This is a genomic window from Dellaglioa sp. L3N, assembly GCF_054941095.1.
Genome location: NZ_CM142928.1, coordinates 758171 through 783386, shown reverse-complemented (window position 1 = coordinate 783386; position 25216 = coordinate 758171). Strand labels below are relative to the sequence as shown.

29 protein-coding genes, 1 tRNA gene and 1 other annotated feature are annotated in these 25216 nt (G+C 34.2%); of the genes, 4 read left to right on the top strand and 26 right to left on the bottom strand.

The annotated features are described in order from the left end of the window. Positions 1–13: 13 nt before the first annotated feature. The 4 genes from priA to gmk all read right to left on the bottom strand — a co-directional run bounded on the left by priA (position 14) and on the right by gmk (position 4612). The gene (priA, locus tag ACVPPR_RS04015; RefSeq protein WP_462304707.1) at positions 14–2437 is read right to left on the bottom strand and encodes a primosomal protein N'; all 2424 of its coding nucleotides are present in this window, start codon (positions 2435–2437) and stop codon (positions 14–16) included. Positions 2438–2463: 26 nt separating this feature from the next. Next, positions 2464–3666 carry a bifunctional phosphopantothenoylcysteine decarboxylase/phosphopantothenate--cysteine ligase CoaBC gene (gene coaBC / locus ACVPPR_RS04010; RefSeq protein WP_462304706.1) on the bottom strand — a complete coding sequence of 401 codons (1203 nt, stop codon included), beginning with the start codon at positions 3664–3666 and terminating at the stop codon, positions 2464–2466. Positions 3667–3779: 113 nt separating this feature from the next. After that, positions 3780–3995: a DNA-directed RNA polymerase subunit omega gene (gene rpoZ / locus ACVPPR_RS04005; protein WP_462297541.1), complete on the bottom strand. Its 216-nt coding sequence runs from the start codon at positions 3993–3995 to the stop codon at positions 3780–3782. Beyond that, complete coding sequence (gene gmk, locus ACVPPR_RS04000; protein WP_462297542.1) at positions 3992–4612, bottom strand: guanylate kinase; 621 nt, start codon at positions 4610–4612, stop codon at positions 3992–3994. The genes rpoZ and gmk overlap by 4 nt, the downstream gene beginning before the upstream one ends. 179 nt (positions 4613–4791) lie before the next feature. Here gmk and ACVPPR_RS03995 point away from each other — a divergent pair, with 179 nt between their 5' ends. Next, complete coding sequence (locus ACVPPR_RS03995; RefSeq protein ID WP_462297543.1) at positions 4792–5124, top strand: hypothetical protein; 333 nt, start codon at positions 4792–4794, stop codon at positions 5122–5124. Positions 5125–5163: 39 nt separating this feature from the next. On the opposite strand, the gene ACVPPR_RS03990 is transcribed toward ACVPPR_RS03995, so the two are convergent. The 20 genes from ACVPPR_RS03990 to ACVPPR_RS03895 all read right to left on the bottom strand — a co-directional run bounded on the left by ACVPPR_RS03990 (position 5164) and on the right by ACVPPR_RS03895 (position 19616). Then, on the bottom strand, positions 5164–5820 hold the full coding sequence (locus ACVPPR_RS03990; RefSeq protein WP_462297545.1) for an ABC transporter permease: 657 nt from the start codon (positions 5818–5820) through the stop codon (positions 5164–5166). After that, positions 5820–6752, bottom strand: coding sequence for an osmoprotectant ABC transporter substrate-binding protein (locus ACVPPR_RS03985; RefSeq protein WP_462304705.1), 933 nt, complete (start codon positions 6750–6752; stop codon positions 5820–5822). Before ACVPPR_RS03985 ends, ACVPPR_RS03990 begins: the two co-directional genes overlap by 1 nt. Positions 6753–6765: 13 nt before the next feature. After that, positions 6766–7395: an ABC transporter permease gene (locus ACVPPR_RS03980; protein WP_462297549.1), complete on the bottom strand. Its 630-nt coding sequence runs from the start codon at positions 7393–7395 to the stop codon at positions 6766–6768. Positions 7396–7397: 2 nt separating this feature from the next. Further along, entirely contained in the window at positions 7398–8609 is a 1212-nt protein-coding gene (locus tag ACVPPR_RS03975) for a betaine/proline/choline family ABC transporter ATP-binding protein (RefSeq protein WP_462304704.1), read from the bottom strand. 58 nt (positions 8610–8667) lie between these two features. Beyond that, positions 8668–10347: a DNA repair protein RecN gene (gene recN / locus ACVPPR_RS03970; protein WP_462304703.1), complete on the bottom strand. Its 1680-nt coding sequence runs from the start codon at positions 10345–10347 to the stop codon at positions 8668–8670. A gap of 58 nt (positions 10348–10405) precedes the next feature. Continuing rightward, on the bottom strand, positions 10406–10861 hold the full coding sequence (locus tag ACVPPR_RS03965) for an arginine repressor (protein ID WP_462304702.1): 456 nt from the start codon (positions 10859–10861) through the stop codon (positions 10406–10408). 87 nt (positions 10862–10948) lie between these two features. Next, positions 10949–11773: a TlyA family RNA methyltransferase gene (locus tag ACVPPR_RS03960; RefSeq protein WP_462297556.1), complete on the bottom strand. Its 825-nt coding sequence runs from the start codon at positions 11771–11773 to the stop codon at positions 10949–10951. A gap of 8 nt (positions 11774–11781) precedes the next feature. Then, positions 11782–12669: a polyprenyl synthetase family protein gene (locus tag ACVPPR_RS03955; RefSeq protein ID WP_462304701.1), complete on the bottom strand. Its 888-nt coding sequence runs from the start codon at positions 12667–12669 to the stop codon at positions 11782–11784. Then, on the bottom strand, positions 12662–12895 hold the full coding sequence (locus tag ACVPPR_RS03950) for an exodeoxyribonuclease VII small subunit (RefSeq protein ID WP_462297558.1): 234 nt from the start codon (positions 12893–12895) through the stop codon (positions 12662–12664). The genes ACVPPR_RS03955 and ACVPPR_RS03950 overlap by 8 nt, the downstream gene beginning before the upstream one ends. Before the next feature lies 1 nt (position 12896). After that, positions 12897–14240 carry an exodeoxyribonuclease VII large subunit gene (gene xseA, locus ACVPPR_RS03945; RefSeq protein ID WP_462297559.1) on the bottom strand — a complete coding sequence of 448 codons (1344 nt, stop codon included), beginning with the start codon at positions 14238–14240 and terminating at the stop codon, positions 12897–12899. Then, positions 14233–15084 (bottom strand): bifunctional 5,10-methylenetetrahydrofolate dehydrogenase/5,10-methenyltetrahydrofolate cyclohydrolase, encoded by an 852-nt coding sequence (locus ACVPPR_RS03940; RefSeq protein WP_462304700.1) that lies wholly within the window; start codon positions 15082–15084, stop codon positions 14233–14235. The genes xseA and ACVPPR_RS03940 overlap by 8 nt, the downstream gene beginning before the upstream one ends. Positions 15085–15189: 105 nt before the next feature. Further along, positions 15190–15627, bottom strand: a complete 438-nt coding sequence (gene nusB, locus ACVPPR_RS03935) for a transcription antitermination factor NusB (RefSeq protein ID WP_462304796.1) — start codon at positions 15625–15627, stop codon at positions 15190–15192. A gap of 8 nt (positions 15628–15635) precedes the next feature. After that, the gene (locus tag ACVPPR_RS03930) at positions 15636–16067 is read right to left on the bottom strand and encodes an Asp23/Gls24 family envelope stress response protein (protein WP_462297562.1); all 432 of its coding nucleotides are present in this window, start codon (positions 16065–16067) and stop codon (positions 15636–15638) included. A gap of 20 nt (positions 16068–16087) precedes the next feature. Then, positions 16088–16648: an elongation factor P gene (gene efp, locus ACVPPR_RS03925; protein ID WP_462297564.1), complete on the bottom strand. Its 561-nt coding sequence runs from the start codon at positions 16646–16648 to the stop codon at positions 16088–16090. 80 nt (positions 16649–16728) lie between these two features. Beyond that, positions 16729–17508, bottom strand: a complete 780-nt coding sequence (locus ACVPPR_RS03920; RefSeq protein ID WP_462304699.1) for a M24 family metallopeptidase — start codon at positions 17506–17508, stop codon at positions 16729–16731. A gap of 51 nt (positions 17509–17559) precedes the next feature. Further along, positions 17560–17778, bottom strand: coding sequence for an aminopeptidase P family N-terminal domain-containing protein (locus tag ACVPPR_RS03915; RefSeq protein WP_462304698.1), 219 nt, complete (start codon positions 17776–17778; stop codon positions 17560–17562). A 72-nt stretch (positions 17779–17850) separates the two neighbouring features. After that, on the bottom strand, positions 17851–18138 hold the full coding sequence (rpmA, locus tag ACVPPR_RS03910) for a 50S ribosomal protein L27 (protein ID WP_462297568.1): 288 nt from the start codon (positions 18136–18138) through the stop codon (positions 17851–17853). A 28-nt stretch (positions 18139–18166) separates the two neighbouring features. After that, positions 18167–18496, bottom strand: coding sequence for a ribosomal-processing cysteine protease Prp (locus tag ACVPPR_RS03905; protein WP_462304697.1), 330 nt, complete (start codon positions 18494–18496; stop codon positions 18167–18169). A gap of 21 nt (positions 18497–18517) precedes the next feature. Beyond that, the gene (gene rplU, locus ACVPPR_RS03900) at positions 18518–18826 is read right to left on the bottom strand and encodes a 50S ribosomal protein L21 (protein WP_462297571.1); all 309 of its coding nucleotides are present in this window, start codon (positions 18824–18826) and stop codon (positions 18518–18520) included. An 18-nt stretch (positions 18827–18844) separates the two neighbouring features. Then, positions 18845–18930 (bottom strand) — a sequence feature (ribosomal protein L21 leader region). 53 nt (positions 18931–18983) lie between these two features. After that, a complete protein-coding gene (locus tag ACVPPR_RS03895; protein WP_462297572.1) occupies positions 18984–19616 on the bottom strand; it encodes a TetR/AcrR family transcriptional regulator in 633 nt (210 codons plus the stop codon). Positions 19617–19803: 187 nt separating this feature from the next. Here ACVPPR_RS03895 and ACVPPR_RS03890 point away from each other — a divergent pair. The 3 genes from ACVPPR_RS03890 (at position 19804) to ACVPPR_RS03880 (ending at position 21832) form a co-directional block, all read left to right on the top strand. Then, positions 19804–19877, top strand: a tRNA-Arg gene (locus ACVPPR_RS03890). Between the two features lie 321 nt (positions 19878–20198). Further along, positions 20199–20969, top strand: coding sequence for a sunset domain-containing protein (locus ACVPPR_RS03885; protein WP_462304696.1), 771 nt, complete (start codon positions 20199–20201; stop codon positions 20967–20969). Next, positions 20969–21832 carry a DNA/RNA non-specific endonuclease gene (locus ACVPPR_RS03880; RefSeq protein ID WP_462304695.1) on the top strand — a complete coding sequence of 288 codons (864 nt, stop codon included), beginning with the start codon at positions 20969–20971 and terminating at the stop codon, positions 21830–21832. The genes ACVPPR_RS03885 and ACVPPR_RS03880 overlap by 1 nt, the downstream gene beginning before the upstream one ends. Positions 21833–21959: 127 nt before the next feature. Here the strand turns inward: ACVPPR_RS03880 and ACVPPR_RS03875 are convergent, their stop codons facing one another. Both ACVPPR_RS03875 and ACVPPR_RS03870 read right to left on the bottom strand, forming a co-directional pair. Further along, on the bottom strand, positions 21960–23648 hold the full coding sequence (locus ACVPPR_RS03875) for an alpha-glucosidase (RefSeq protein WP_462304694.1): 1689 nt from the start codon (positions 23646–23648) through the stop codon (positions 21960–21962). A 31-nt stretch (positions 23649–23679) separates the two neighbouring features. Beyond that, a complete protein-coding gene (locus ACVPPR_RS03870; protein ID WP_462304693.1) occupies positions 23680–25071 on the bottom strand; it encodes an SLC45 family MFS transporter in 1392 nt (463 codons plus the stop codon). Positions 25072–25216 lie beyond the last annotated feature (145 nt).

The following is a 25216-nucleotide window of genomic DNA, read 5'->3' as shown; positions in this document are numbered from 1 at the left end:
TATTCTCCTTAATTTAAATAAAGTTCACTGGTTCAGAATCAATCGTTAATCTCAAGCCTTTTCGAACCTCAGCTTGAGATTTTGTCATTAATTCTCGTAATCGATCTTTTAAGTGATTTTCTGATTTATATTTAATGACAACTTGATAATAAAATCGGTTGTTAACTCGCATAATTGATTTTGGTGTTGGTCCAAGAATAATCGCTTGATCCGATAACACCGGCTTCAAAAATTGAACAGCTTCTATCATTTTTTTAGCCGCACCTGCTTCATCCGTGTAACTTGCGGTAAGTTGGATTGTATAATAATATGGCGGATAATTTTCCATATGACGAACGGACATTTCTTTTCTATAAAATGACTCATAATCATGATGTTTCGCATATTGAATAGCATAATGATCCGGATTAAACGTTTGAACAATAACTTGCCCTTTTTTTTCAGCTCGACCAGCTCGACCACTCACTTGTGTTAACAATTGAAAGGTTCGTTCACTTGATCTAAAGTCAGGTAAACTCAGTGCCGTATCTGCATTGAGCACCCCCACTAATGTCACATCAGGAAAATCTAGCCCTTTTGCAATCATTTGTGTGCCCAACAAAATATCCGCTTCTTTTGCACCAAATTTAGCTAGAATTTTTTCATGTGCTCCTTTTTTACGTGTCGTATCAACATCCATCCGTAAAATTCTAGCCTCAGGGTATAACGTTTTAAGCTCTTCTTCAACTTTTTGTGTCCCTGTCCCATAATACCTAATTTTTCGACTATGACAGTTAGGACAAACCTTAGGAATGCCTTCTTCATGGCCACAGTAATGACATTTCATCGTATGCGTATCCATATGCAACGTTAAGGATGTATCACAGTTAGGACAAGGTAAGACAAATCCACAATCACGACACATCACAAAAGATGAAAACCCACGTCTATTTAACATCAAGACAGTCTGTTCTTTTTTATCAAGTCGTTTAGTAATTTCATTTCTAAGAGGTTCTGAAAAATTACTTTCCCCTGTATTTTTCATTTCTTCTCTCATGTCAATTAACGTCACTTCAGGCATTGGTTGACCATTTATACGCTGTGGCAATTGTAACCACTCATAGACCCCTTTTTGAGCTCTAGCACGTGATTCGAGGGATGGCGTTGCACTCCCTAATATCACTGGGCAATGATGCCTCTGACTTCTCCAAAGAACAACATCTCTTGCATGATATCTTGGTGTTTCATCTTGTTTGTAACTTGATTCATGTTCTTCATCTACAATAATGACACCAATATTATCTAAAGGCGCAAAAACAGCTGAGCGCGCACCAACAACGACCTGCGCTTCTTTACGTTCAATTCTACGCCACTCATCATAACGTTCACCATCAGATAAACCACTATGAAGAACTGCAACTAAATTTCCAAAACGCGACTTAACTCGCTTTACCATTTGAGGGGTTAATGCAATTTCTGGAACAAGCATTAATGCCGTTTTACCAAGTTCAAGTGCTTTTGCAATTGTCTGTAAATAGACCTCTGTTTTACCACTTCCGGTAACACCCTGAAGTAAGAAGGTCTTATCAGTATCACTTTTAATAGCCTCATCAACCGCTTTAACTGCAACTTCTTGATCTGGTGTTAATTTTTGCATGTCAGTTGATTTAATAACAGTATCTTTATATGGATCTCGATATACTTCTGTTTCAACTTTTTGCAACCACCCATTTTTAGCACCAACCGTAATTGTCGAACTTGTTACACCTATTTGTTCAACGACCTGTTTCTGTGGAATCAGCTTATCTGCCATTTCAGTTAATGATTGAAGATAATTAATTAATAAATGTTGTTGCTTCGCATTTTTACGTAAGCCACTTTTAATATCTTCGTAGGCTTCAAAATTCATTTTGGGTTGAATTGATAATTGTTTTTTTACTTTAGCCTTATTACCAACTTCATAGACTATTTCAGCTTTTTCATTTTTAGTTAATTGTGACAATTTTTTTATGATTTCAGCATCCATATGTTCTGGATCAAATTCAATCGAATCCTGACCTTGAAATAATTCAGCCTGCAGTGTTTTATCAATTTCATCAATCAGGCGAATCCTTTTTTTATACGTAGCCCGCATGACGCTTGGTAATACTAGTTGTAAAGCAGTAATTCGAAATGAGAAGGTTTCATTAGCTATCCACTTAGATAGATCTAATAATTCGGTATTCACAACAGGTTTAAGATCAACGATTGATTGAATATCTTTTACATTACCATCAAACTCGTCATCATCAAGACTAATCACAAATCCTTGAACTAGCCGTTTACCATTTCCAAACGGCACAATAACACGCATTCCAATCTCAATCTCATCCGTTAACAATTCAGGGATTGAATACGTATAAGGTTGATCCGTTTGCATCGTAGGAACATCAACGATAATTTTTGCATATTGCATCATACCGAAGCCTCCTTTCATTAACCTATTTATTTCCTTAAATCACTTATAATAACCTCTAATAGGTCCTTAGCAATCTGGCTTTTACTAGTTTGTTTGATAAATTCATTTTCCATCTGTGGTCTAAGCAACGTTACTTCATTTTCATTACTGTTAAAACCAATGGCAGAATTTGAGACATCATTCAAAACTAATAAATCCAAATTTTTCTTTTCTAATTTTTCTTGTGCATTTACCAACCCATTTTGCGTTTCAGCAGCAAATCCAACTAGGTATTGCTTTTGCTTAATTTCACCCAAGTGTTTTAAAATATCTGGATTTTTTTCTAAGGTTAAAGTGAGTGTATCTGCAGACTTTTTAATTTTTTGATCCGCAACCGTTTGAACTCGATAATCTGAAACAGCCGCTGCCATAATTAAAATATTTTGTTTGTCGAATCGACTATTAATAGCTTCCGATAACGCTACTGCCGTTTTAACTCGAATTGTTTCAACCCCAACAGGATCAGGTAATTGGCTGACACCACTAATTAAAGTAACATTAGCCCCTAACTTTCGTGCTTCGATTGCAATTGCAAAACCCATTTTACCAGAAGAATCATTACCAATAAAACGAACTGGATCAATTCTTTCTTGTGTACCACCAGCCGTGACTAACACATTTTGACCTTTTAGTGGTTGAATTGAATCCTCAAAATTAGCATTAATAACGGACATAATTGTCGCTAATTCTGGAAAACGTCCTTTACCTGAATAGCCTTCTGCTAGAAATCCCGTTTCTGGTTCAATTATTTGCACATTATCTTGTTCTAATAATTTAAGATTGCGTTGCGTTGCAGGATTCATTAGCATATGCTCATTCATTGCAGGCACAACTACTTTAGTCGCTTCAGTTGCTAATATTGCAGTTGATACGAAATCATCCGCAATTCCATTAGCCATTTTAGCAATCATATTCGCCGTGGCTGGTGCAATAACCATCACATCTACCCAGTCTGCAAATTCAATATGAGCAACATGTTCAGACTCTTGTGTTGAAAATAAATCAGTCAATACTTTATTCTTGCTCAACGTTTTAAAACTCAATGGCGTCACAAATTCAGTTGCTGCATCTGTCATTGCAACTCGAACAGCTGCACCTTGTTTAATCAACGCTCGGACTAATTCCAAGCTTTTATATGCCGCGATGCCACCCGTTACAACAATCCCAATTTTTTTATTTTCAAGTGTCATTCTATATCGCTCCCATGACGAATTTAGTTTATTCTCTATTGTATCAATTTTCTATGAAATAAAATAGGAGTTAGGACAATTAGCTTGTCTTAACTCCTTTTCATTTAATTAAATTAACGAATATCTTCTTTTTCAACTGGATCAATAATTAAATCACCGGTAACGACTTCTTCCAAAGCACGTCCGACATTTTTAATTGATTTGTAATTAGAAAGCATTGGTAAGGCACCCGCATCCAATTCATGGGCACGTTTACTTGCTAACATAATTAATGAGTATCTTGAATCTACTTGTTTTAATAAGTCATCGACTGAAGGATATAAAATCATTTAAATACATCTCCTAATTGTTTTCTATAGTCAGGTAAAAAACGTTTAACACGCCAACGTTCAGCTTTAATAATCGTTTGGATTTTTTCAACGGCATCATTTATTTCATCATTAACAACCGCGTAATCATAATTTTGCATCATATCAATCTCGCCAATAGCTTTTAACATTCGCTTATCAATAGTTGCAGAGTCATCTGTTCCACGTCCCGTGATTCTTTGTCTTAATTCCATTAAATCAGGTGGCGTTAAGAAAATAAATAAACCGTCAGAAATTTTTTCTCGAACTTGCATAGCACCTTGTACTTCAATTTCAAGAAAAACATCTTGACCAGCGTCAAGCATCTTATTTACATATTTTAACGGTGTTCCATAGTAATTGTCAACATACTTGGCATATTCTAACATACCGCCCGTCGCAATTTCATTTTCAAATTCTTCTTTTGATACAAAATGATAATCAACACCATCAACTTCACCCTCTCGCATTTTACGAGTGGTCATCGAAATTGAATAAAGAAACTTATTGTCATCTTGATCAAAAATCGCTTTTCTTACGGTTCCTTTACCGACCCCTGATGGACCAGATAGTACGATCAACATTCCACGATTAGCCATTAATTTTGTAAACTCCTCTAAGATAAGTATTAATAAATAGTATGCACTTTTTATACCAATTATTCAAGCCTTTTATCCATTCGCTCTCCTTTTAAAATTTATTTTAAATTAATGCTTGCTTTACCGAACGTTTGTTCGTATAATAAAAATACAAACAGATGTTCGGGAGGAATTTTATTATGCAAAACAAACAACAAACGACAATTCAAACAATTGGTTCAACATTACAATACTCATATCACAAAATTTTTGATTTAGATGACTTTATTCTAAAACCACAAATGCCCCAATTTCAATTAAAGCTCTTTACTGAACAGAGTTTAAAATCCAAAAAAACAATTATTCTACAACTAAATCCAACTGGATTTCAAAAAGAGTTTCAAGAACTTCGTGGTACTTTGCATAGGCACTCTACTTCCAAACAATTACTATTTAAAACACAATATACTAACGTCACTTACCTACTTAATAATAACCAACTTCGTTATATTGCTTTGCTTGACTCCATATAAAAATGGTCACTTTCTATCAACTAGAAAATGGCCATTTTTTTATTTACGCTTAATTGTTGTTGGATCAATTTTCCGTTGAATAAACGCTAAAATCGCATCAGCAATAACAGCCATTAAAGCCGTTGGCAATGCCCCAGCTAAAATAATAGCAGCACCATCAGTTGCATTTGTTCCTCGGATAATAATATCTCCAAGTCCACCTGCACCAATAAATGAGCCAATTGCAGTGATACCAATTGCAACCACTAGAGCATTCCTGACCCCAGCCATAATTACCGACAAGGATAATGGCAATTCAATCATATAGAGAATTTGAAATCTTGTCATTCCCATTCCCTTACCAGAATCAAGAACCCCAGGATCAACATTAATCATCCCTGAATAAGTATTTTTCAAAATAGGTAAAAGAGAATAAAGTGCCACAGTTACAATAACCGTATTAACACCCAAACCTAGTCCTAACATAATGATAGACAACATCGCTAAAGAAGGAACCGTTTGAATAACATTAGCGGCACCAATAACCACATCACTCAATCCATGGCGTTTTGAGATAAAAATACCGACTGGAATACCAATAATTGCGGCGATTAAAACACCATAAATTGAAATTAAGAAATGTCGTGTAAATTCTTGTAAAACATATAACCCATTATTTCCAAAATAAGACATTAACTGATTAAAAGTATTCATCATTAATCACCCGCCTTTTCAAAATAATGATGCTTCTCTAAAAATTGTTTTGCAACCACTGATGGTTCATAAAAATCATTATCCACCTTATAGTTCAACGATTGCATCGTTGATAAATTAATTTTATTGGTGAGTCGACTAATAAGAGGTGTTAACTCAGGATGTTCCTTCAAAATAGAATCATTTGCGACAAGACTTGCCGTATATGGTGGGAAGAATTGACGATCATCCTTCAAAATTTTCAAATTATAACTTTTAATTCGACCATCCGTTGAATAACCAAGTACAACATCCATTTTTCCTTTTGCAAGTGCACTATACACTAACCCAATTTGCATTGGATAGATATTACCAAACTTTATATTATACTCTTTTTGGAAACCATCATAGCCATCACCAACACGACTAATCCAGTTAGCATCAACACCAACTGTTAATTTGGATTCAATTTTTTTCAAATCAGATACAGTTTTTAAGTGGTACTTTTTAGCTGTTTCTTGCGTAACCATGAATGCATAAGTATCTGCAAATCCTAAAGTATCAAACCATTTCATTTGGAACCTATTTTGAAACCCATCTTTAACTATTTTATTAGCTTTGACGGTATCTTTTTCTACCGGTTTATTTAATACAGCGCTCAAATCAGTTCCCGTATATCTAGCAGATGAAATATCTGCATCACCATTTTTAAGTGCATTAAAACTTAACGTACCCGAACCTAAGTTATTAATCAATTCAACTTTATTATCTGATTCATGTTCAATTAATTGTTGTAACATTGACCCAATAATTTGAGATTCTGTCGTTGATTGCGCAACAATTTTAATCGTTGACTTAGATCCACCTGTTAACCCAGGAAAGCCACAACTTGATAAGCTCACACCAACAAACAGGAGGCCTAAACTAACAAGCATTTTTTTCATCGTTATTTTCATGTTAAAGCCCTCCTTAATTTCTTGTTGTTTTTGGTGCTACCTTTTTTTCAACTTGTCCAAGTATAAAATCAACTAGCAATGCTAATAATATAACTGGAATTGTCCCACCCAGAATTAATTTTGGTTGGTATAAGTTTAAGCCATTAAAAATCATATCCCCTAAACCACCAGCACCTATATATGAAGCCAACGTTGCCCAAGCAATTACGTACGTTGCAGCTAGTCGAATCCCAGACATAATAACTTGAGAAGCCATAACTAGTTCAACTTGCATAATTGATTGTAAGTTTGTCATCCCCATACCTTTAGCAGCATCTTTTAACACTGGGTCAACATCGTTAATACCAATATATGTATTTCTTAAAATTGGCAACAATGAATAAACAAATAACGCAATAATAGCTGGAAATTTTCCAATACCAAATAATGGAATCATCATAGCTAATAAAGCCAAGGCTGGAATTGTTTGTAGCATACTGGCAATTGCAATGACAATCGTTGCCGTCTTAGGTAATCTCGTTAGTAAGACTCCTAAAGGAACGGCTATGATAACTCCGAGAAATAGCGCCATTCCAGATATTTCAATATGTTCCCATAGTTTCGAGACAATCATCGCCCCATATTCTTGTAAAAATGAAGTCATCCTTAACCCTCCTTCGTTGAGCTTGGGTTAGTTCCGTCTATATTTGTATCTGTCACTTCTGGTTTTGTTTCAACTGTTTCTTCATGAGATAAACTATTTTCATCACCCCAAAGTGCATCGTAAACGATATCAACTAAGGTTGCACGGGTAACAATCCCAACTAAAATACCTTCTTTATTAATAACTGGCACATTTTTAAAGCCACGTTTTAAAATACGTTCAACGGTATCACGAACTAATGAATCTTCTTTAACATAGAAAATATCCTTGTTCATAATATCGCTGACACTACTTGACGTATTAAAGTTATAATCTAAACTTTCAATATCAATATAACCTTTCAAAATACCTGCATCATCAGTCACTAATAACGTATCAACTCGACGATCATGCATTAAACGAATAGCCGTTACTAATGATTTACCTGGTGTGATAGAAACTGGACTAGCTAGCATCACTTGCCCAACAGTTGTAATACTTGGACGTGCCTGAATTAATCGATCTTGACCAATCAAATTTTCCACAAATTTATTAGCTGGTTTTTTCAAAATATTGTCCGGTGTATCTACTTGGACAATTTTGCCTTCAGACATAACGACGATACGTGTTGCTAATTTCAAAGCTTCATCCATATCATGCGTTACAAAAATAAATGTCTTACCTAAACGTTCCTGTAAATCCTTAACTAAATCTTGCAAAGCTTCCCTAGTAATAGGATCTAATGCACCAAAAGGTTCATCCATTAAAATGATATCTTGATCTGCTGCCAAAGCTCGAACAACACCAATTCTTTGTTGTTGCCCCCCAGAAAGTTCAGATGGATAACGATCTAAATAGGATTCTGGTAATTCAACTAACGCGATCATCTCTTTAGCACGTTCATTTCTTTTTTCTTCAGGCCATTTTAATAATTTTGGTACTAAAACAATATTTTCCCGAATTGTCATATGTGGCATTAATCCAATATTTTGAATCACATATCCAATTTGACGACGTAGTTTAACGGGGTCCATTTTTGCGATGTCTTTACCATCAATCGTAATTGTTCCTTCTGTTTGTGTCAGCATTCGATTAATCATTCTCATGGTCGTTGTTTTACCAGAACCAGACGTTCCAATAAAACAAATAAATTCACCATCTTGAACCTCTAAATTAAAGTTATCTACGGCTTTATTGCCTTTATAGATTTTTGATATATTGTCAAACTTAAGCATATTAGCACTCTCCTTTTTTATAAATAACCAATCAGTTATTTATAAAGTTATCTTGGTTCTAATTATTTTTTTGAGCCATATCCAATAACTCTTCAGCATGTTTAACAGTCAACGGGGTAATTTCAGACCCAGCTAGCATTCTTGCAATTTCTTGAATACGTTCTTTCTTTGATAACAATTTAATTGCTGTTTCTGTGCGCTTGCCAATGACCTTTTTAGATATAAAATACTGATGTTCACTAATTGCCGCAACTTGTGGTAAATGAGTAATACATAATACCTGTGAATTTTGGGCGATTTGATTGATTTTTTCTGCAATTGCTTGCGCGACACGGCCACTAACACCCGTATCAACTTCATCAAATATAATACTTGTGACACCCTGCATTTTAGAAAAAATCGTCTTTAGCGCCAACATCATTCGAGATAACTCACCACCAGAAGCAATCTTAACCAAAGGACCCATTGCTTCCCCGACATTAGTTTGTATATAAAATTCAACTTTATCTTGTCCAGTACCATTTAATTGACTGAGTAATCCAAATCTAACTTCAAAAATAGCCTTATCCATATATAACTCACTTAATTGTTTATGCACTTCTGTTTGTAAAATAAGCGCCGCTTTTTTTCGTGCTTCAGTCAGCTGATCAGCCAATTTTTGTGTTGCTTTTTTTGCTAGATTAACTTGGGTATCCAAATCATCCGCATTTCCTTCAGTTGCTTCCATCTCGGCTAATTCATCTGAGATCTTATTTAAATAGGATAATATTTTTTCAACTGAATCACCATACTTATGCTTCAACTGACCAATTAGTTCAAGTCTACTTCCAATTTCGTTCAACCTTTGCTCGTCCCATTCCAAAGCATCCAACTGACGCAATAAATCACTAGAAGCATCCTGCAACATATAGTATGCAGACGATAAACGTTCTGTTAACTCTTTGTATTCAACATCTAAATTATCAATTTTTTGCATATTAGACATTGCTATGCCAACTCGATCGACTGTATTTTCGTCATCACCTGCTAATGCTTGATAACTAGCATCTAAAGATTGATTAATCGTTTGAAAATTTTCCAAACGTTCTTTTTCAGCATTTAATATGTCTTCTTCATTTGCAATTAAATCAGCACTTTCAATTTCATCTTTTTGAAAATGTAACATATCTAAACGCTGTGCCCATTCGTTCTGATTCGTTCGTCGTTTAGTTTGCAGTTTATTTAAGTTTTGATATTGTTCAAACGCTTCTTGATAATCTGCCTTCAGCGATTGAATATCATTTTGAATATATTCATCTAACATGCCTAAATGTTTATCCTGTTGCATCAACTCTTGATGTTCATTCTGTCCATGAATATCCACTAACGTTTCACCAATTAATTTTAACGTACTGGTATTAACTAACATGCCATTTATCCGGCAAATATTTTTACCAGATCTATGTATTTCACGTTGTAAAATAACAGAATTATCCTCATGTCCAATGCCTAATTGATCTAATTTTGTTAACGTATTTGAAGGTTCTACTGGAACAAATAAACCCTGTAACACCATTTTTTTAGCGTCTTTTCTAATAAATTCTTGGGACCCTCTACCACCTGACAAAAGACCCAAAGCATCAATGATAATTGATTTACCAGCACCAGTTTCACCAGTTAAAACTGTCATATTAGCCATGAAATCGATATTCAAAGAATCGATAATGGCAAAATCTTTAATTGTCAATTCTTGTAACATGTTTTCACTCCTTTAAAAGAAAAGAATCTGAAACAAAATGTCACAGATTCGTCTTTATTTATTCAGTTACAATTTCATTTAAAATCTTACTTAACTTTAACGCGTCTTTATTTGAATGACAAATAATTAAGGCTGAGCCATCTCCACCTAAAGTACCAAAAACAAATGAATAATTCATTTGTTCAATCAATGAGACAATTGCCGGGCCACTTCCCGGCGTTACTTTAACAAGACACATTTCATTTTGAACACTCGTTGAAATAAAAGCATCTTTCAATGTCTTCGTTAATTTTTTTTCTGTATTTAACTGTTTTTGAACGGGTAGATTATAACTATAACTCCCATCAGCCGACGGAACCTTAACTAATTGCATTTCTTTAATATCTCTAGAAATCGTTGCCTGTGTGACCGTAATCCCTTGTTTTCCCAATAGAGTCACAAAGTCTTCTTGCTTATCAATATTATTATTTTTCAATAATTCGCGGACATAACGTTGACGTTCTTGCTTTTTCATTAAAGTTCCCCCTAACCTCAAACCCATTACTTAATACAGTTAGTATAACGTAATACTAGCGATGGTTAAAGAAATTCACTTTAAAGACTATTTAACAGCGTTCAAATCACTATATGCAACGGCCAACGTCTTATCGACGCTAACTTTATCTGCAATTTTACCAAGTTCATCTGTTGCTGACTTTAAATGGATTAAAAATTCAATATTACCTTCGCCACCTTTAATTGGTGAGTAACTTAAATCTGCAACATCAAATCCATTGGCAATAGAAAATTGGACAATATCTTCAAGAACTTGACGATGAATTTTCTCATCTCGCACAATACCATGTTTCCCAACATTTTCTTTACCAGCTTCAAATTGAGGCTTAATTAACGCCACAACATCCCCATTTTCAGTAATTATCTTTTTCAAAGCAGGCAAAATTAAATGTAACGAAATAAACGAGACATCAATCGTTGCAAAATTAGGTTGTCCTGATTCAAAGTCTTCTTTTTTACTATATCTGAAGTTAGTATTTTCCATGACGATAACTCTTGGATCTTGTCGTAATTTCCATACTAACTGGTTGGTACCGACATCTAACGCATAACTTAATTTGGCACCATTTTGTAAAGCGACATCCGTAAATCCACCTGTTGATGATCCAATGTCTAAAACCGTTTTATCTGTCACAGTTGCATCAAACACTTTAAGGGCTTTTTCTAATTTCAAGCCACCACGACTGACATAAGGCAATTTTTTACCTTTAAAATGAAGTTCAGTTTCTTCAGAAATTTTAACACCTGGTTTATCCAAGCGTTCTTCATTTTCACCTAATATTTCACCGGCCATAACTGCCCGTTTAGCTTGTTCCCGAGTTTCAAATAATCCTTGTTTAACCAATAAAACATCAATGCGCTCTTTTTTCATAGTAACTCCTAATTTTTAAATTTAAAGTAATGCAACAATTCTTCTAAATATCCAGTTTCTAAACCCGTTTGTTTAAGCGATTGAACAGTCGCTTTGGCTTGGTTAATCACTTTTTCAAGTGTGTCATAGGCCCCGTTTAACCCCATCAATCCAGGATATGTATTTTTATTTTCTTGACTGTCTTTATGAACAGCCTTACCCATTTCTTTAGAAGTCCCGACCACATCCATAATATCATCATAAATTTGAAAAGCTAATCCAAAATGACGCCCATATTGAATGAGTAATGTTTGTTGATCAGTCGTCGCTTTTCCAAGTATACCACCCGCATAAACCGCAAATTCAATCAAATCACCCGTTTTACGTTTATGAACTTGTTTTAACTGAGCAAGCGATAATGCTTTTTGTTCCCCTTCAATGTCAGCAACTTGCCCACCAACCATACCTTCAGGACCAGCCAATCTAGCCAATTGACTCACAAATAACATTTTTTGTGAGTCGGTTAAATTAACCTGACTAAGCCACTCAAAAGCTAGCGTATTTAAGGCATCTCCTGCCAAAATTGCTATACTCTCACCAAAAATAATATGATTAGTGGCTTTACCGCGCCTTAAATTATCATTATCCATTGCTGGTAAATCATCATGAATTAAGGAATACGTATGAATTAATTCTAAAGCGCCTGCAACAGAATAAACTGAGTCATCAATGTCACGATCTAACATCTGACAAATCACAAAAATAAGTAACGGACGCATTCGTTTACCGCCAGCTTCAACTGAGTAAATCATTGCTTTTTTTAAATTTTTTTCAGTATCTAATTCTTGTAATCTATCCAGTAATTTATAATTAAATTCTGGCAAAATACTATCTGAAAAAGTAGCTAAACTAATCATTTTCGACGCCTTGCTCAAAAGGAACTTCTTCACCGGAATCGTTCATCACACTAGTTAATGTTTTTTCAGCATCTTCTAATGTCTTTTGTAATTTTGAACTTAGTTTAACCCCATTCTGAAATTGTGTTAATGCTTTTTCTAAAGGCACATCCCCTTGCTCAAGTTCTGTCACAATTTTTTCAAGTTCTACTAGGTTATCTTCAAATGTTGCCTTTTTTTCAGCCATTTTATTGTTCCTCTTTTTCTATTTTTTTAATTTGCGCATGCACTTGACCATCCGTAAGATGTAACACAACATTATCATCCACACTCACTGAATCAACACTCTTAATAATTTTATTTTCCATTGATACATAACTGTACCCTCGACCCATAATTTTCAAGGGACTTAATAAATCAAGCGCATTAATTTTTTCGCCAACCTGTTGTTTCTTTGTTTCAAGTAAATAGGTCATTATTTGACGTAACTGCTTATCTTGTTGTTGCACCTGATCCTGTAACCGACCCATCAATTGTTGTGGGTTTTGATAACCTAACTGATTACGAGCTTGTTCAAATTGTTGTTTCTTAGTCATAATCGTTTGTTTCATAATTTGCATTAAACGTTGTGTTAGGTTATCTAAATTTTGCAGATAACCCTCATACAGCCGATTAGGTTGTTGAAAAACATATGATTGTCGAATTTTATTTAGTTGTTGCCGTCTTAAATTCAATAGATTTTGTGTTACTTGTAGTAATCTAACTTTTAATTGATTAATTTTAATCAATTCTTCAGCATAGACAGGCACGGCTAATTCTGCTGCCGCTGTCGGTGTTGCTGCTCGAACATCAGCAACTAAATCGGCAATCGTTGTATCCGTTTCATGTCCAACTGATGAAATAATTGGAATCTGACTAGCAGCAATTTCTCTTGCAACAGATTCTTCATTAAATGGCCACAAATCTTCAATTGAGCCACCGCCTCGACCCATAATAATGGTATCAAAATGACCTAATTCATTAATTTGTTTTAAGCGTCTAATTAAATCACTGGCCGCTTTGTCTCCCTGAACAATAGCAGGAAATAAAACGAGTTGAGCAATTGGATACCGTCTTTTAACAGTTGTCATAATATCTTTAATGACAGCCCCCGAAGGACTAGTAATCACGGCTATTCGCTTAGGATATTTAACTAACGCCTTTTTCGGTGCTGAAAATAATCCCTCAGCTTGTAACTTATTTTTTAGTTGTTCATAAGCTTGGTACAATGCACCCACACCATCAGGTTCCATGCGCTCAATATAAATTTGATAATTGCCAGTTGCTTCATATAAAGAGACACGACCCATAACTAACACTTTCATCCCATCTTCTGGTTGAAATTTTATCTTGTCAAAAGATGACCGAAACATAATCGCACTAATCTTAGCGTGGTCATCTTTTAAACTAAAATATTGGTGAGCATTAGGTCGTGGTCTTAAGTTAGAAATTTCACCAGTTAAATAAACGGTCCCAAGATAAGGATCGGCATCAAATTTTTTCTTCAGATATGTAGTTAGTGACGTGACCGATAAATAATTATCTTTATTCAATTCCAACACTCCGTTTTGTTAATTCAATTGTTTGTTCCATCAACATTGCGATTGTCATGGGACCAACACCTTTGGGTACTGGCGTTAAATAGCCCGCAACTTCTGCAACATTCTTATCAACATCTCCTGTTAGCTTGCCACTGTCTAAGCGGTTCATACCAACATCAATGACAACTGCAGCTTGTTTCACATCTGCCTTTTTGATAAAGTTCGCCTGACCAATTGCAACAACCAATATATCAGCCTGTTTCGTTATCTCTGATAAATTTTTCGTATGGCTATGGGTCACCGTTACTGTCGCATTCGCATTTAAAAGTAATGCTGCCATCGGTTTACCCACAATATTACTGCGACCAACAATGACCGCATTTTTACCATCTAAATCAATATTGTATGCTGCAAACATTCGCATAATCCCCATTGGCGTACATGGAATCGCCAACGGATCATTCATCACTAATCGTCCAATATTAACCGGATGAAATCCATCAACATCTTTTTCTGGTTTAATCGATTCTGTTATTTTTTTCTCATTAATTTGTTTTGGTAACGGTAATTGAACCAATATACCATGAATATCTGAATTCTCATTATACTTAGTAATAAGAGCCAATAACTCATTTTCAGAAACTGATTCAGGCAATCTTGTGACAATTGACTTAATCCCAATTTTCTCCGCAATTCGATGCTTATTTTTAACATAAATTTGACTTGCTTGATTTTCTCCAACAACAATAACAACTAATGCAGGAAAAATATTTTTCTTTGCCAAGTCTTCAATTTCTAATTTTAAATGATCAGTCGTTATTTGTGCTAATTTTTTACCATCAATCATTTCAACCATATTGGCACCTCTATTCCGCGTTTACTTCTTACATTTTATCATATTTCCAGTATTAATTTCTAAAAAAAAAGTGTCGCAAAAAACTGCAACACTTTCTAATACCGATTATTCATTTGTTTTTTCAGTTTCAATTGGCATTTTTTCAACAACTGGATCTAACACGCCATTAATGAATTTTCTTGATTCATCATCACTAAATTCTTTAGCAATTTCTAATGCTTCATTCAATGCAACCTTAGCAGGAACATCATCAACATCATTCATTTCATAAATAGCTAATCTTAAAATAATTAAATCTGTGTTGTTTAAACGTGATAATTTCCAACGCGATGTTAAATTTTCTTCGATAATAGTATCTAATTCTGATTGTTTATCACTAACACCTGAAACCAATGCTTCTAAATAAGGTGGAATGACAGCTGACTCTTCATCAGGAACCTCTAATAATTCACGGTAAATTGCTTCTCTATCTGCATCTGGATTAGACTTCAACGCAAATAATGCTTGAAATGCCTTCTCACGAATAGCATGTCTAGTTAATATTACACTCACTAATTTTCACCATCTTTTTCTGAAAATAAATCATCCGTATCCATTTTATTGGCTTCCTTTTCAGGAATGACCCCTTCAACATGGACATTTACTTCAATAATTTCTAAACCTGTCATAAATAACAATTGTTGTTTAATTTTTTCTTGCATCATCAATGCCACTTTAGGTACAGATACACCATAATCAAGGTAAACATAAACGTCAATATTTACTTGGTCATCAGTTAAATCCAACTTAACACCTTTACCGAGGGCTTTTTTACGACCAAATAATTCAGTTAAATTTTTGGCAATTGTCCCACGCATTGAATAAACGCCATCAATTTGATTAGCAGCAATTCCGACAATAATTTCAATAACTTCAGGTGCAATCTTAATATCACCTAAAGAAGGTTCTGTACTTTTTAATACAATATTTGTTTCTTCAGCCATAAGCTTTTACCTCCGTTGATTTATTGTGCTCTGGAAATATATGTGCCATCTTGCGTATTAATAATTAACATCTCATCTTCATTAACAAAAAATGGTACTTGAACAACCAATCCCGTTTCCAAAACAGCAGGCTTTGTCCCACCTGATTGTGTATTCCCTTTAATACCCGCTTCAGTAGATGCTACTTTTAATTCCACTGTGTTAGGAACGTCAACACCAATTGTTTCTGTTCCAAACATAATAACATTAACAATTAAATTTTCTTTCAAATAGTTTAATTGTTCATGCACGCGTTCTTCAGGTAATTCCAATTGTTCATATGTATCCATATCCATGAACACATAGTTATTACCATCAGCATAAAGATATTGCATTTTTTTATTATCAATTTGTGCTTTTTGAACTTTTTCACCAGCACGGAATGTTTTTTCTTGAGCAGCACCTGTACGAAGGTTCTTTAGTTTTGAACGAACAAAAGCTGACCCTTTACCTGGTTTAACATGTTGAAATTCAACAACACGCCATAAATCTCCATCGACCTCAATTGTAACACCATTTTTAAATTCATTAACGGACATCATAATACAAATTCCTCCTACTATCTCGTGTATCTCATAGTTCTAATAATAGCAATAATGAACCTACAAAAGCAAGTTAAAGTCTATATTATCATTAATTTTTTAGAAGAATCCGTTAACATTTGAAAACCAGTTTCAACAACTAAAATATCGTCTTCAATTCGAACGCCACCCATTTTTGGTACATAGATTCCAGGCTCAATTGTAATAACATCCCCCACCTCTAAAACACCATTTAAATCATCAAGTCTAAAATTTGGTAATTCGTGAATGGATAGTCCAATTCCATGATTGAAATAGGCGCCATATCCCGCTTCATCGATCATTTGATTTGCAACTCTAGCTAATTCACTCAATTTTAATCCTGGCTTAATCAGTGAAATAACATGTTCTTGTGTCCTTAAAACGACATCGTAAATTTTTTTCAGTTCATCGCTTATTGACCCAACAACAATAGTCCGCGTTACATCAAAAGTATACTCTTCATAATAATAGCCGAAATCTATCGTGATTAAGTCTTGATTTTGAATCTTTCGATTCGAAACTGTTGCATGAGGCCAGGTTGAATGAACACCACTGGCCACAATTGTTTCAAATGATTCATTTGTAGCACCCAAGTCCTTTATATACGCATCTAAACAGTCAGCGATTTCAATTTCTGTTTGGCCAACTTCAATTGTTTTCACAATATAATTAAAAGCCGCGTCAGCTAATTTGCCTGCTTTAATTAATTTAGCCTGTTCGCCACTATCTTTACTACGTCGTAATTCTTCAATTATGTTCGTAAATGGCACTAAATCACTAGTAAGTTCTTCATCTAATTGATCGTATTCTAAAAATGATAGCGACGATTCAAATCCCATAACGGTAAGTCCATTTTCTTTAATTACATCAGCTACCGCACCAAGATAATTTCATGTAAATATAATTTCTAGTTTTCTGTCATGATTTTCTAGTGCCAATTCATACCTTAAGTCAGTTATTAAAAATTGTTGTGAGTCCGTAATTAATAAGACGCCATCACCTTCAAAATTGCTTAGATAGCCCATATTTGTTGCGTCGGTCACTAAAAATGCATCAATTGAAATATTTTCAAAATTTGACCGTAATCGTTCAATTCTATCCATATTCATTTGAACTCTCCTTTTTAGGTACAAAAAAAGGAAGTCTCTATCATAAATGACGAGATTTCCTTTAAAATGTTGCTATTCAGCTACAGGGTATACAGAGACTTGTTTCTTATCGCGGCCTTTACGTTCAAAACGAACGATACCATCGACTTTAGCAAACAAAGTATCATCTCCACCTTTACCAACGTTAACACCAGGATAAATACGTGTTCCACGTTGACGATAAAGAATTGAACCACCTGTTACTTCTTGTCCGTCAGCTCTTTTAGAACCTAAACGTCTACCGACAGAGTCACGACCATTAGAAGTAGAACCCCCACCTTTTTTATGTGAGAAAAATTGTAAATCCATATTCATTAACATAATCAATGCACCTCCTTGTTATAGTTTATTATTTAAGTGTTAATTTAATGTAATCTTGATAGTTTTGCTCAATTGACTGTAGTCCTAAGACTAAACTTTCTAAAAATAATTGTCCTGTAGAATTAACTATTTCAGATTCTAATAATTTAACTTTCATTAAACCACCATTTTCTTCATCCATTAAAACCTCAGGATTCATTTTAGCGAGCTCAGTTAAGCTGTTAATCGTATTAATAGTTAACACCGAAACCGCAGCACACACAATATCTTGACCATATTCACCAGAATCAGCATGCCCTGTTATTTCAAACGCATCGATGATTTTGGCATCTCTCCGAGAAATAACTGCACGTATCATACTAGTAACCTACTTTCAAATTTATGCGTTGATAGCATCGATAACAACCTTAGTATATGGTTGACGATGACCTTGTTTTGTATGAGAATGTTTTTTAGCTTTGTATTTGAAAGTAACAACTTTCTTTTCGCGGCCTTGTTTTTCAACAGTCCCAGTTACAGTAGCACCTTTAACAAAAGGAGCACCAATAACGGTTTTTTCGCCACCAACTAAAACAATTTCATCAAATGTAACTTTTTCACCAGCTTCTGCTGATAATTTTTCAATGTAAATAGCTTCTCCGGCTTCAACTTTAAGTTGTTTGCCACCTGTTTTAATAATTGCGTACATGTGTATTACACCTCCTTATAGATTACTTAGACTCGCCGTAATTTAGTGGTCAGATTAAGCTAATCCGACGCTTAAAAACTTAAAACGTGCGGTTGCAGTTGTGGTGTTCACAAATACAACGTTATTATAATATCAAATGTAACTTCTTAAGTCAACGTTATCCATCATTTTCAACAAAAAAATGTGTCAAATTAATACCATGCGTTGTATCGACACCAGTAATTTCTTTTAAAACCCTAGCAACATAATGTGGTGTATAAATCATGCCATCCTGTAACCACCGTTTAATAAAACCTAAATGTGCCGATACAACATACGATACTTGTAGTTCATTAGGTATCTTAGACGCTTCAAAATCGCCTGCTAAACGTTCTCTAAAATTATTCAAGTAAACAACCAGTCGATCGTAAACTTTATCAGAGAATGCAACATCTTCTTGACTATTAAAAAGAACACCAAACATCATTGATTCATCTTGTAAATAATTAAATACTCTATCTAAACAACAAACTTCTACTGGATTTGAATAAACATATTTTTTATCTGGCGTTTGTTTTGCTAAAATCATAATATTGTCAAAAAAATCATCTAAAATTTCATCCATTGCCCGATCAATAAAATCTTGTTTATCATGATAATGTAAATAAAATGTTCCTCGAGTCACATTTGCTTCTTGGGTAATTTTTTGAACACTAATATTTTCAACTTTATAATGTTGCATGAGCACAACTAATGATTTTTTTAAATTTTGCCTCGTTCTCTTTACCCTTGGGTCACTAGAATCAACCATTTCTAACCTCTTTATTATATTTAATAGACTTTATCTTTATTTATGTATATTATTTCATTAGTATAGTACATTTTAACAGTATAGTACATTTTAACAAAATATTCATTCATATTTAATATAATTTAAAGAGTTTTCCCAAATTTGATTGACAAGTACTAACATTTTATCATATAATATTTGTTGTTATGACTCGGTAGCTCAGCTGGATAGAGCATCCGCCTTCTAAGCGGACGGTCGTGAGTTCGAATCTCACCCGAGTCATGGATAGTCATATAAGAACGATTTTAAAAAACAGGAATGCCTTTAAACGGGCATTCCTGTTTTTTTATTTGTCTGAAAAAGGACTAAAAAACATAAGATGGTAAAAACATTTTGCGCTTTTTTTGTGCTTAACTATTATGGCATAATTTATTATTTTTTCTTTTCTATCACATCTTTTACAGTCAGCATCAAATCAGCCAATATTCTGGTAATTAAGCCTACAATTAGATTATTTATAATTTTTTGAAAAGCATTTTTTTCACATTTATGATATAATTCTTGCCGTTCACTTTGAACTAAAAAAACTCTGGAGGGGTTAACATGACCACATTTCTAACACTATTATTTTTAATTTCATTTGGTTTTATCATCTATTACGTTATTAAAAGATTTCTAACAAAAAAGAAAGATATTGATACATATACTAAAATCAAGAACCGTGTTTGGTACGCTGTCATTATATTTATAATTTCATTTGTGGCAATAGGCATAACCAGTGGCTCTGATTCTACTCAATCTAAGGCCACTGCTCGTACAATCGTTAAAAAAGTTGGGACTGCCGATAAGAAAAAAGCAGAATCTAAATATGAATCGATTAAGACAGAAGTTTCTTCAAAAAAATCTGAAGCTAAATTACTAACTGTTAAATTAGATAAAAAAGAATCTGAAGCCAAAACTGAAAGTAAGAAAAAAGAAAGTGAAGCTAAAGTTAAATCTGAATCTGAAAGCAAGAAAAAATTAGCAAATGAAAAAGCCCAATCTGAAAGTATTCAAAAAATTAATAAGCAAAAAGTTGTAGCTGCGTCTAAAACTGAAAGTTCTCAAAAAGTAAAAGCTGCAGTCCCTAGAACCCGTACTACAAATTCAGTATCCCATAAACAACAAACGAGACCACAACAAAAATCAGCCACTCCTACTCACACTGATGCCAACAAGGTTACTACTGGTGGAGAAACTATTATTGGTAACATTAATTCTAAAATTTACCATGTTCCAGGCCAAGCTGGCTATCATATGAATTCAGCCAATGCGATAACATTCCATAGTGAGCAAGACGCACAAAATGCTGGATACAGAAAGGCAAAAAGATAATGAAAATTAATAAACACTTATTAACAAGTACCCTAATTTTATCAGTCATTTTTCTAGGCATCAGTCATACTCCCGTTGCTTTAGCAAAAACAGGAGATCATATTACATACGATTATACTGATAAAAAACAAGCTCAAAAAATTAATAAAAAAACTGATAAAGAACAAGAAAAATTAGATAACCTTAACCAAGAAATTAAAGATTTAAAAGCTAAGTTAGCTAAGTATGATGAAAAATCAAAAAAGAAAATACCCGCCACCAAAATAATACATAAGAAATCTAAAACCCCAACCCTTTCATCTTTAAAATATAATGGCACAAATGAAATCCAAGTTAATAACAACAAGCCTAATTTCAGTAAAAATACCTTATCTACTAGTAAAGGAACATGGGAATCATATAGTCATTTAGATCACCTAAATCGTGCTGGTGTCGCCAACGTAATGTTAAATAAGTCATTAATGCCGACTGCAAAACGTACGGGCTTGACTTGGGACCCTACTGGTTGGAACAATAAACGAATTAGTAGTGGTTGGTTATATAATCGTAGTCATTTAATTGGTTATCAGCTAAGTGGCCAAAATAACAATCCCAAGAATTTAATTACTGGTACTCGGGAACTTAATGCACCAGAAATGCTCGCTCATGAAATGGATATAGCGACTTATCTTAAAGAACATCCTAATAACTATATTAGATATCGTGTGACGCCTATCTTTAAAGGAAATGAGCTTCTTGCTCGAGGTGTGCAAATGGAAGCACAATCCATCGGCAGCTCTACTATTAAATTTAATACTTATATTTTTAATGTAGAAGCTGGTGTCACCCTTAATTACAACGACGGCACTAGTAAACTAAAATAAATGAAACGGTCTAATCCCTTATTCTCTTAGGAATTAGACCGTTTTTAAGTACCCATTTGAACACAAAAAGTGCGCCATATTCATTAGATTTTATGTCTAACACTTATGGTACACTTTAAATTATCGCCTATTTGTTATTGATAATGATTGCTTGATAAGGTTGCAAGTTGTACATTCCTTGACTAATTTTAACATCAACAGCAATATTTGAACATAGTATTAATGCTGGATTCAATAACTCAATTTTTTGCTTATCATTTGATAAATTAACTAAAATAATAAGTTCCTGACCAGCCATCACACGTTTATACCCAATAACATCATCAGGTATTCCCATTATTTGCTGTAATTCACCAGAGATAATCGTTTCATGAAATTTAGGATCATTACGTAAAGTTGCAAGCTTACGATAGTATGATAATACTGATTCTTCATCATTTTCTTCGTCAGCGACATTGATACCCTTACGATCATTACCCATTTCCACCCATGGTTCTGTATTTGAAAAGCCTGCATATTCATCAGAATTCCATTGCATGGGTGTCCGTGCGTTATCACGAGATTTCTCGTTAACCAGTTCCATAGCTTCGGTTTCAGAATACCCCTCTTTTAATGCCATCTGATAATTATTAACAGTTGACACATCTTTAAATTCATCAATAGAATCACGGTGCATATTCTTCATACCAATTTCTTGACCTTGATAGATAAACGGAACCCCAGGTAAGAAATAGTACATCGTTGCTAAAGCTTTTGCAGCTGTTGGTGTTTGATCTTCTTTGTTAACAATTAATTTAGAAATTGTTCTAGGTTGATCATGATTTTCCAACACATTAGCACTAATCCCATGTGCATTTGTAATTGATTTTTGACTATCAAAAATAATTTTTTTCAAATCAGAAATAGTCCAATTTGAGCGTCCTTGATACCACTCATCAACATTTTTAACTTCAATATTTAAATATGAAAAATCAAATATCATTGAGAAGTACCCGTTTTCACCAATATATTTAGGTAAATCTTTAGCAGGAACACCATACGCCTCGCCAATCGTAACCGCATCATATTTATCAAACGTTTCACGCTTAAGTTCATCCAAAAATACATCAATTCCTGGACGATTTTGACCTTTTTTAATAACAGCGACTAGGCCATCTTTACCATCTGGCTCTAAACTTGCCCAATCAAGATCTTTTTTCAAGTGAGTAATTGCATCACAACGATACCCTGCCACACCTTTATCTAACCACCAGTTAATCATATCGTAAATCTCACGACGTAATACTGGATTCTCCCAATTTAAATCGGGTTGTTGCTTAGCAAATGTATGAAAATAATACGTCCCAGGCTCATCAGGGACTTCCGTCCAAGTTGAACCACCAAAAATTGATCGCCAATTATTAGGGACTTTTCCATCAGTTGTCGTTTTAAATATATAATAATTACGATATTTGCTATTTTTATCTGCTAATGCTTTTTTAAACCAATCATGTTGATCCGATGTATGATTGATAACTAAATCCATCACAATTTTAATACCACGTTTATCACATTCTGCTAATAATTTATCAAAATCAGCCATCGTACCAAATTGTGGATCGATGGCTTGATAATCAGCAATATCATAACCCATATCAACCATTGGTGATTTATAAATGGGTGATATCCATAAAATACTAATTCCTAGGGATTTTAAATAATCAAGCTTTTGAATAATACCACCAATATCACCAATCCCGTCATTATTCGTATCTTGAAATGAACGCGGATAAACTTGATATGCAATACTATTTTGCCACCATTTTAGTTCAGCCATATTAAACGCCTCTTTATTTTTAATTTTATACCTATTTATTTTCTTCTGCTGCTTCTTTTTCTGCTTCTTCAGTTTCCGCAGAAGTTTCTTTAATAACCATTACTGATACAGCACCAAGTAACAGCATAATTGCTGAAATCATTAGCATTTTAGGCATACTTGAACCAAGCAATGGGAATAAAGCAAAACTAGCAATAGATGCTACGATTTGTGGTAAACAAATTGACCCATTAAACAATCCAAGATAAGTGCCCATATGACTACCTGAAAGTGCATTTGTTAACATAATGAATGGAAAGGCCATCATTCCAGCCCATGCAATACCGATTAATGTAAATGAAACAAGTAATGCCATTTGACTATGAATAAAGAAGATTGAGCCAAATCCAATAGCTCCAAGGAATAAGCTTAAACTATAAGCTAATTTGTGCTTGTCATTATGAATTTTAGATAAAACAAGTGACCAGACAACGGCTGCGATTGATTGAACAGCTGATAAAATACCAAACCAGTTACCAGCAGATTGAAATCCAGATGATGCAGCATTAGTTGTATGCCAAACGTTGACTGCAACGGCACCAGTTCCATATGTCCAAAGGTATTGGAATCCAATCCAACAGAAGAATTGTACTAATGTAATTGTCCAGAATACTTTTGGTGCTTTTTTTAGAAGTGTAAACATGCCTACTTTTTCAGTATTGGCTTCTTCAGTAATACCATGATATATCGCGTATTGTTCTGGCGTGTATTCTTTAACCTTAAACACGGTGAACAATGAACAGATAATTAAAATAATTGCTCCAACATAAAATGAAACAACAACTGATTGTGGAATAACCCCATTTGGAGCCACATTTGAAACACCAATAGCTGTTAAAATAAATGGAAAAATACTTGCTAATACTGCACCAGTATTAGATAAAAAACTTTGAATTGAATAAGCAAAACCTTTTTGATCTTCGTTAACCATATCCCCAACCATCATTTTAAAAGGTTGCATTGCCACGTTTGAAGACACATCCATAAACATAATTGTAATGGCTCCAAACATCAAGGCTGTCATTGAGCCAGCCCCGAAACCGAAACTACCTGAATTGGGTAATAAACACATAACAATAACGGCAACAATTGCACCTACCAAAAGATAAGGTATCCGACGTCCAAGCTTAGGCATCCATGTTCGATCTGAGTAATAACCAACAATGGGTTGTACAACAATTCCGGCCAAAGGTGGTAATATGAAGAAAAATCCTAATTTAGTTGGATCCGCACCTAATGTTTGAAAAATTCGTCCCATATTTGAACTTTGAAGTGCAAATGCCATTTGAACACCTAAAAATCCAAAACTCATCATCCAAATTGTACTGATCGGTAAGGTTGGCAATTTAGCAGCTTTTACTGCTGTTTTCTTTGTATTATCCATTATAATTTCTCCTTATCTATATTTGATAATAACGTTGAACGTCTTCAACAATTTCTATTATGCAACCGTTTGCACTAAAATGCAAACGGTTGCACGAATTAAATAAAAAAAGCGAAATTTCTTTCGCTTTTCAATCTTTTTATCA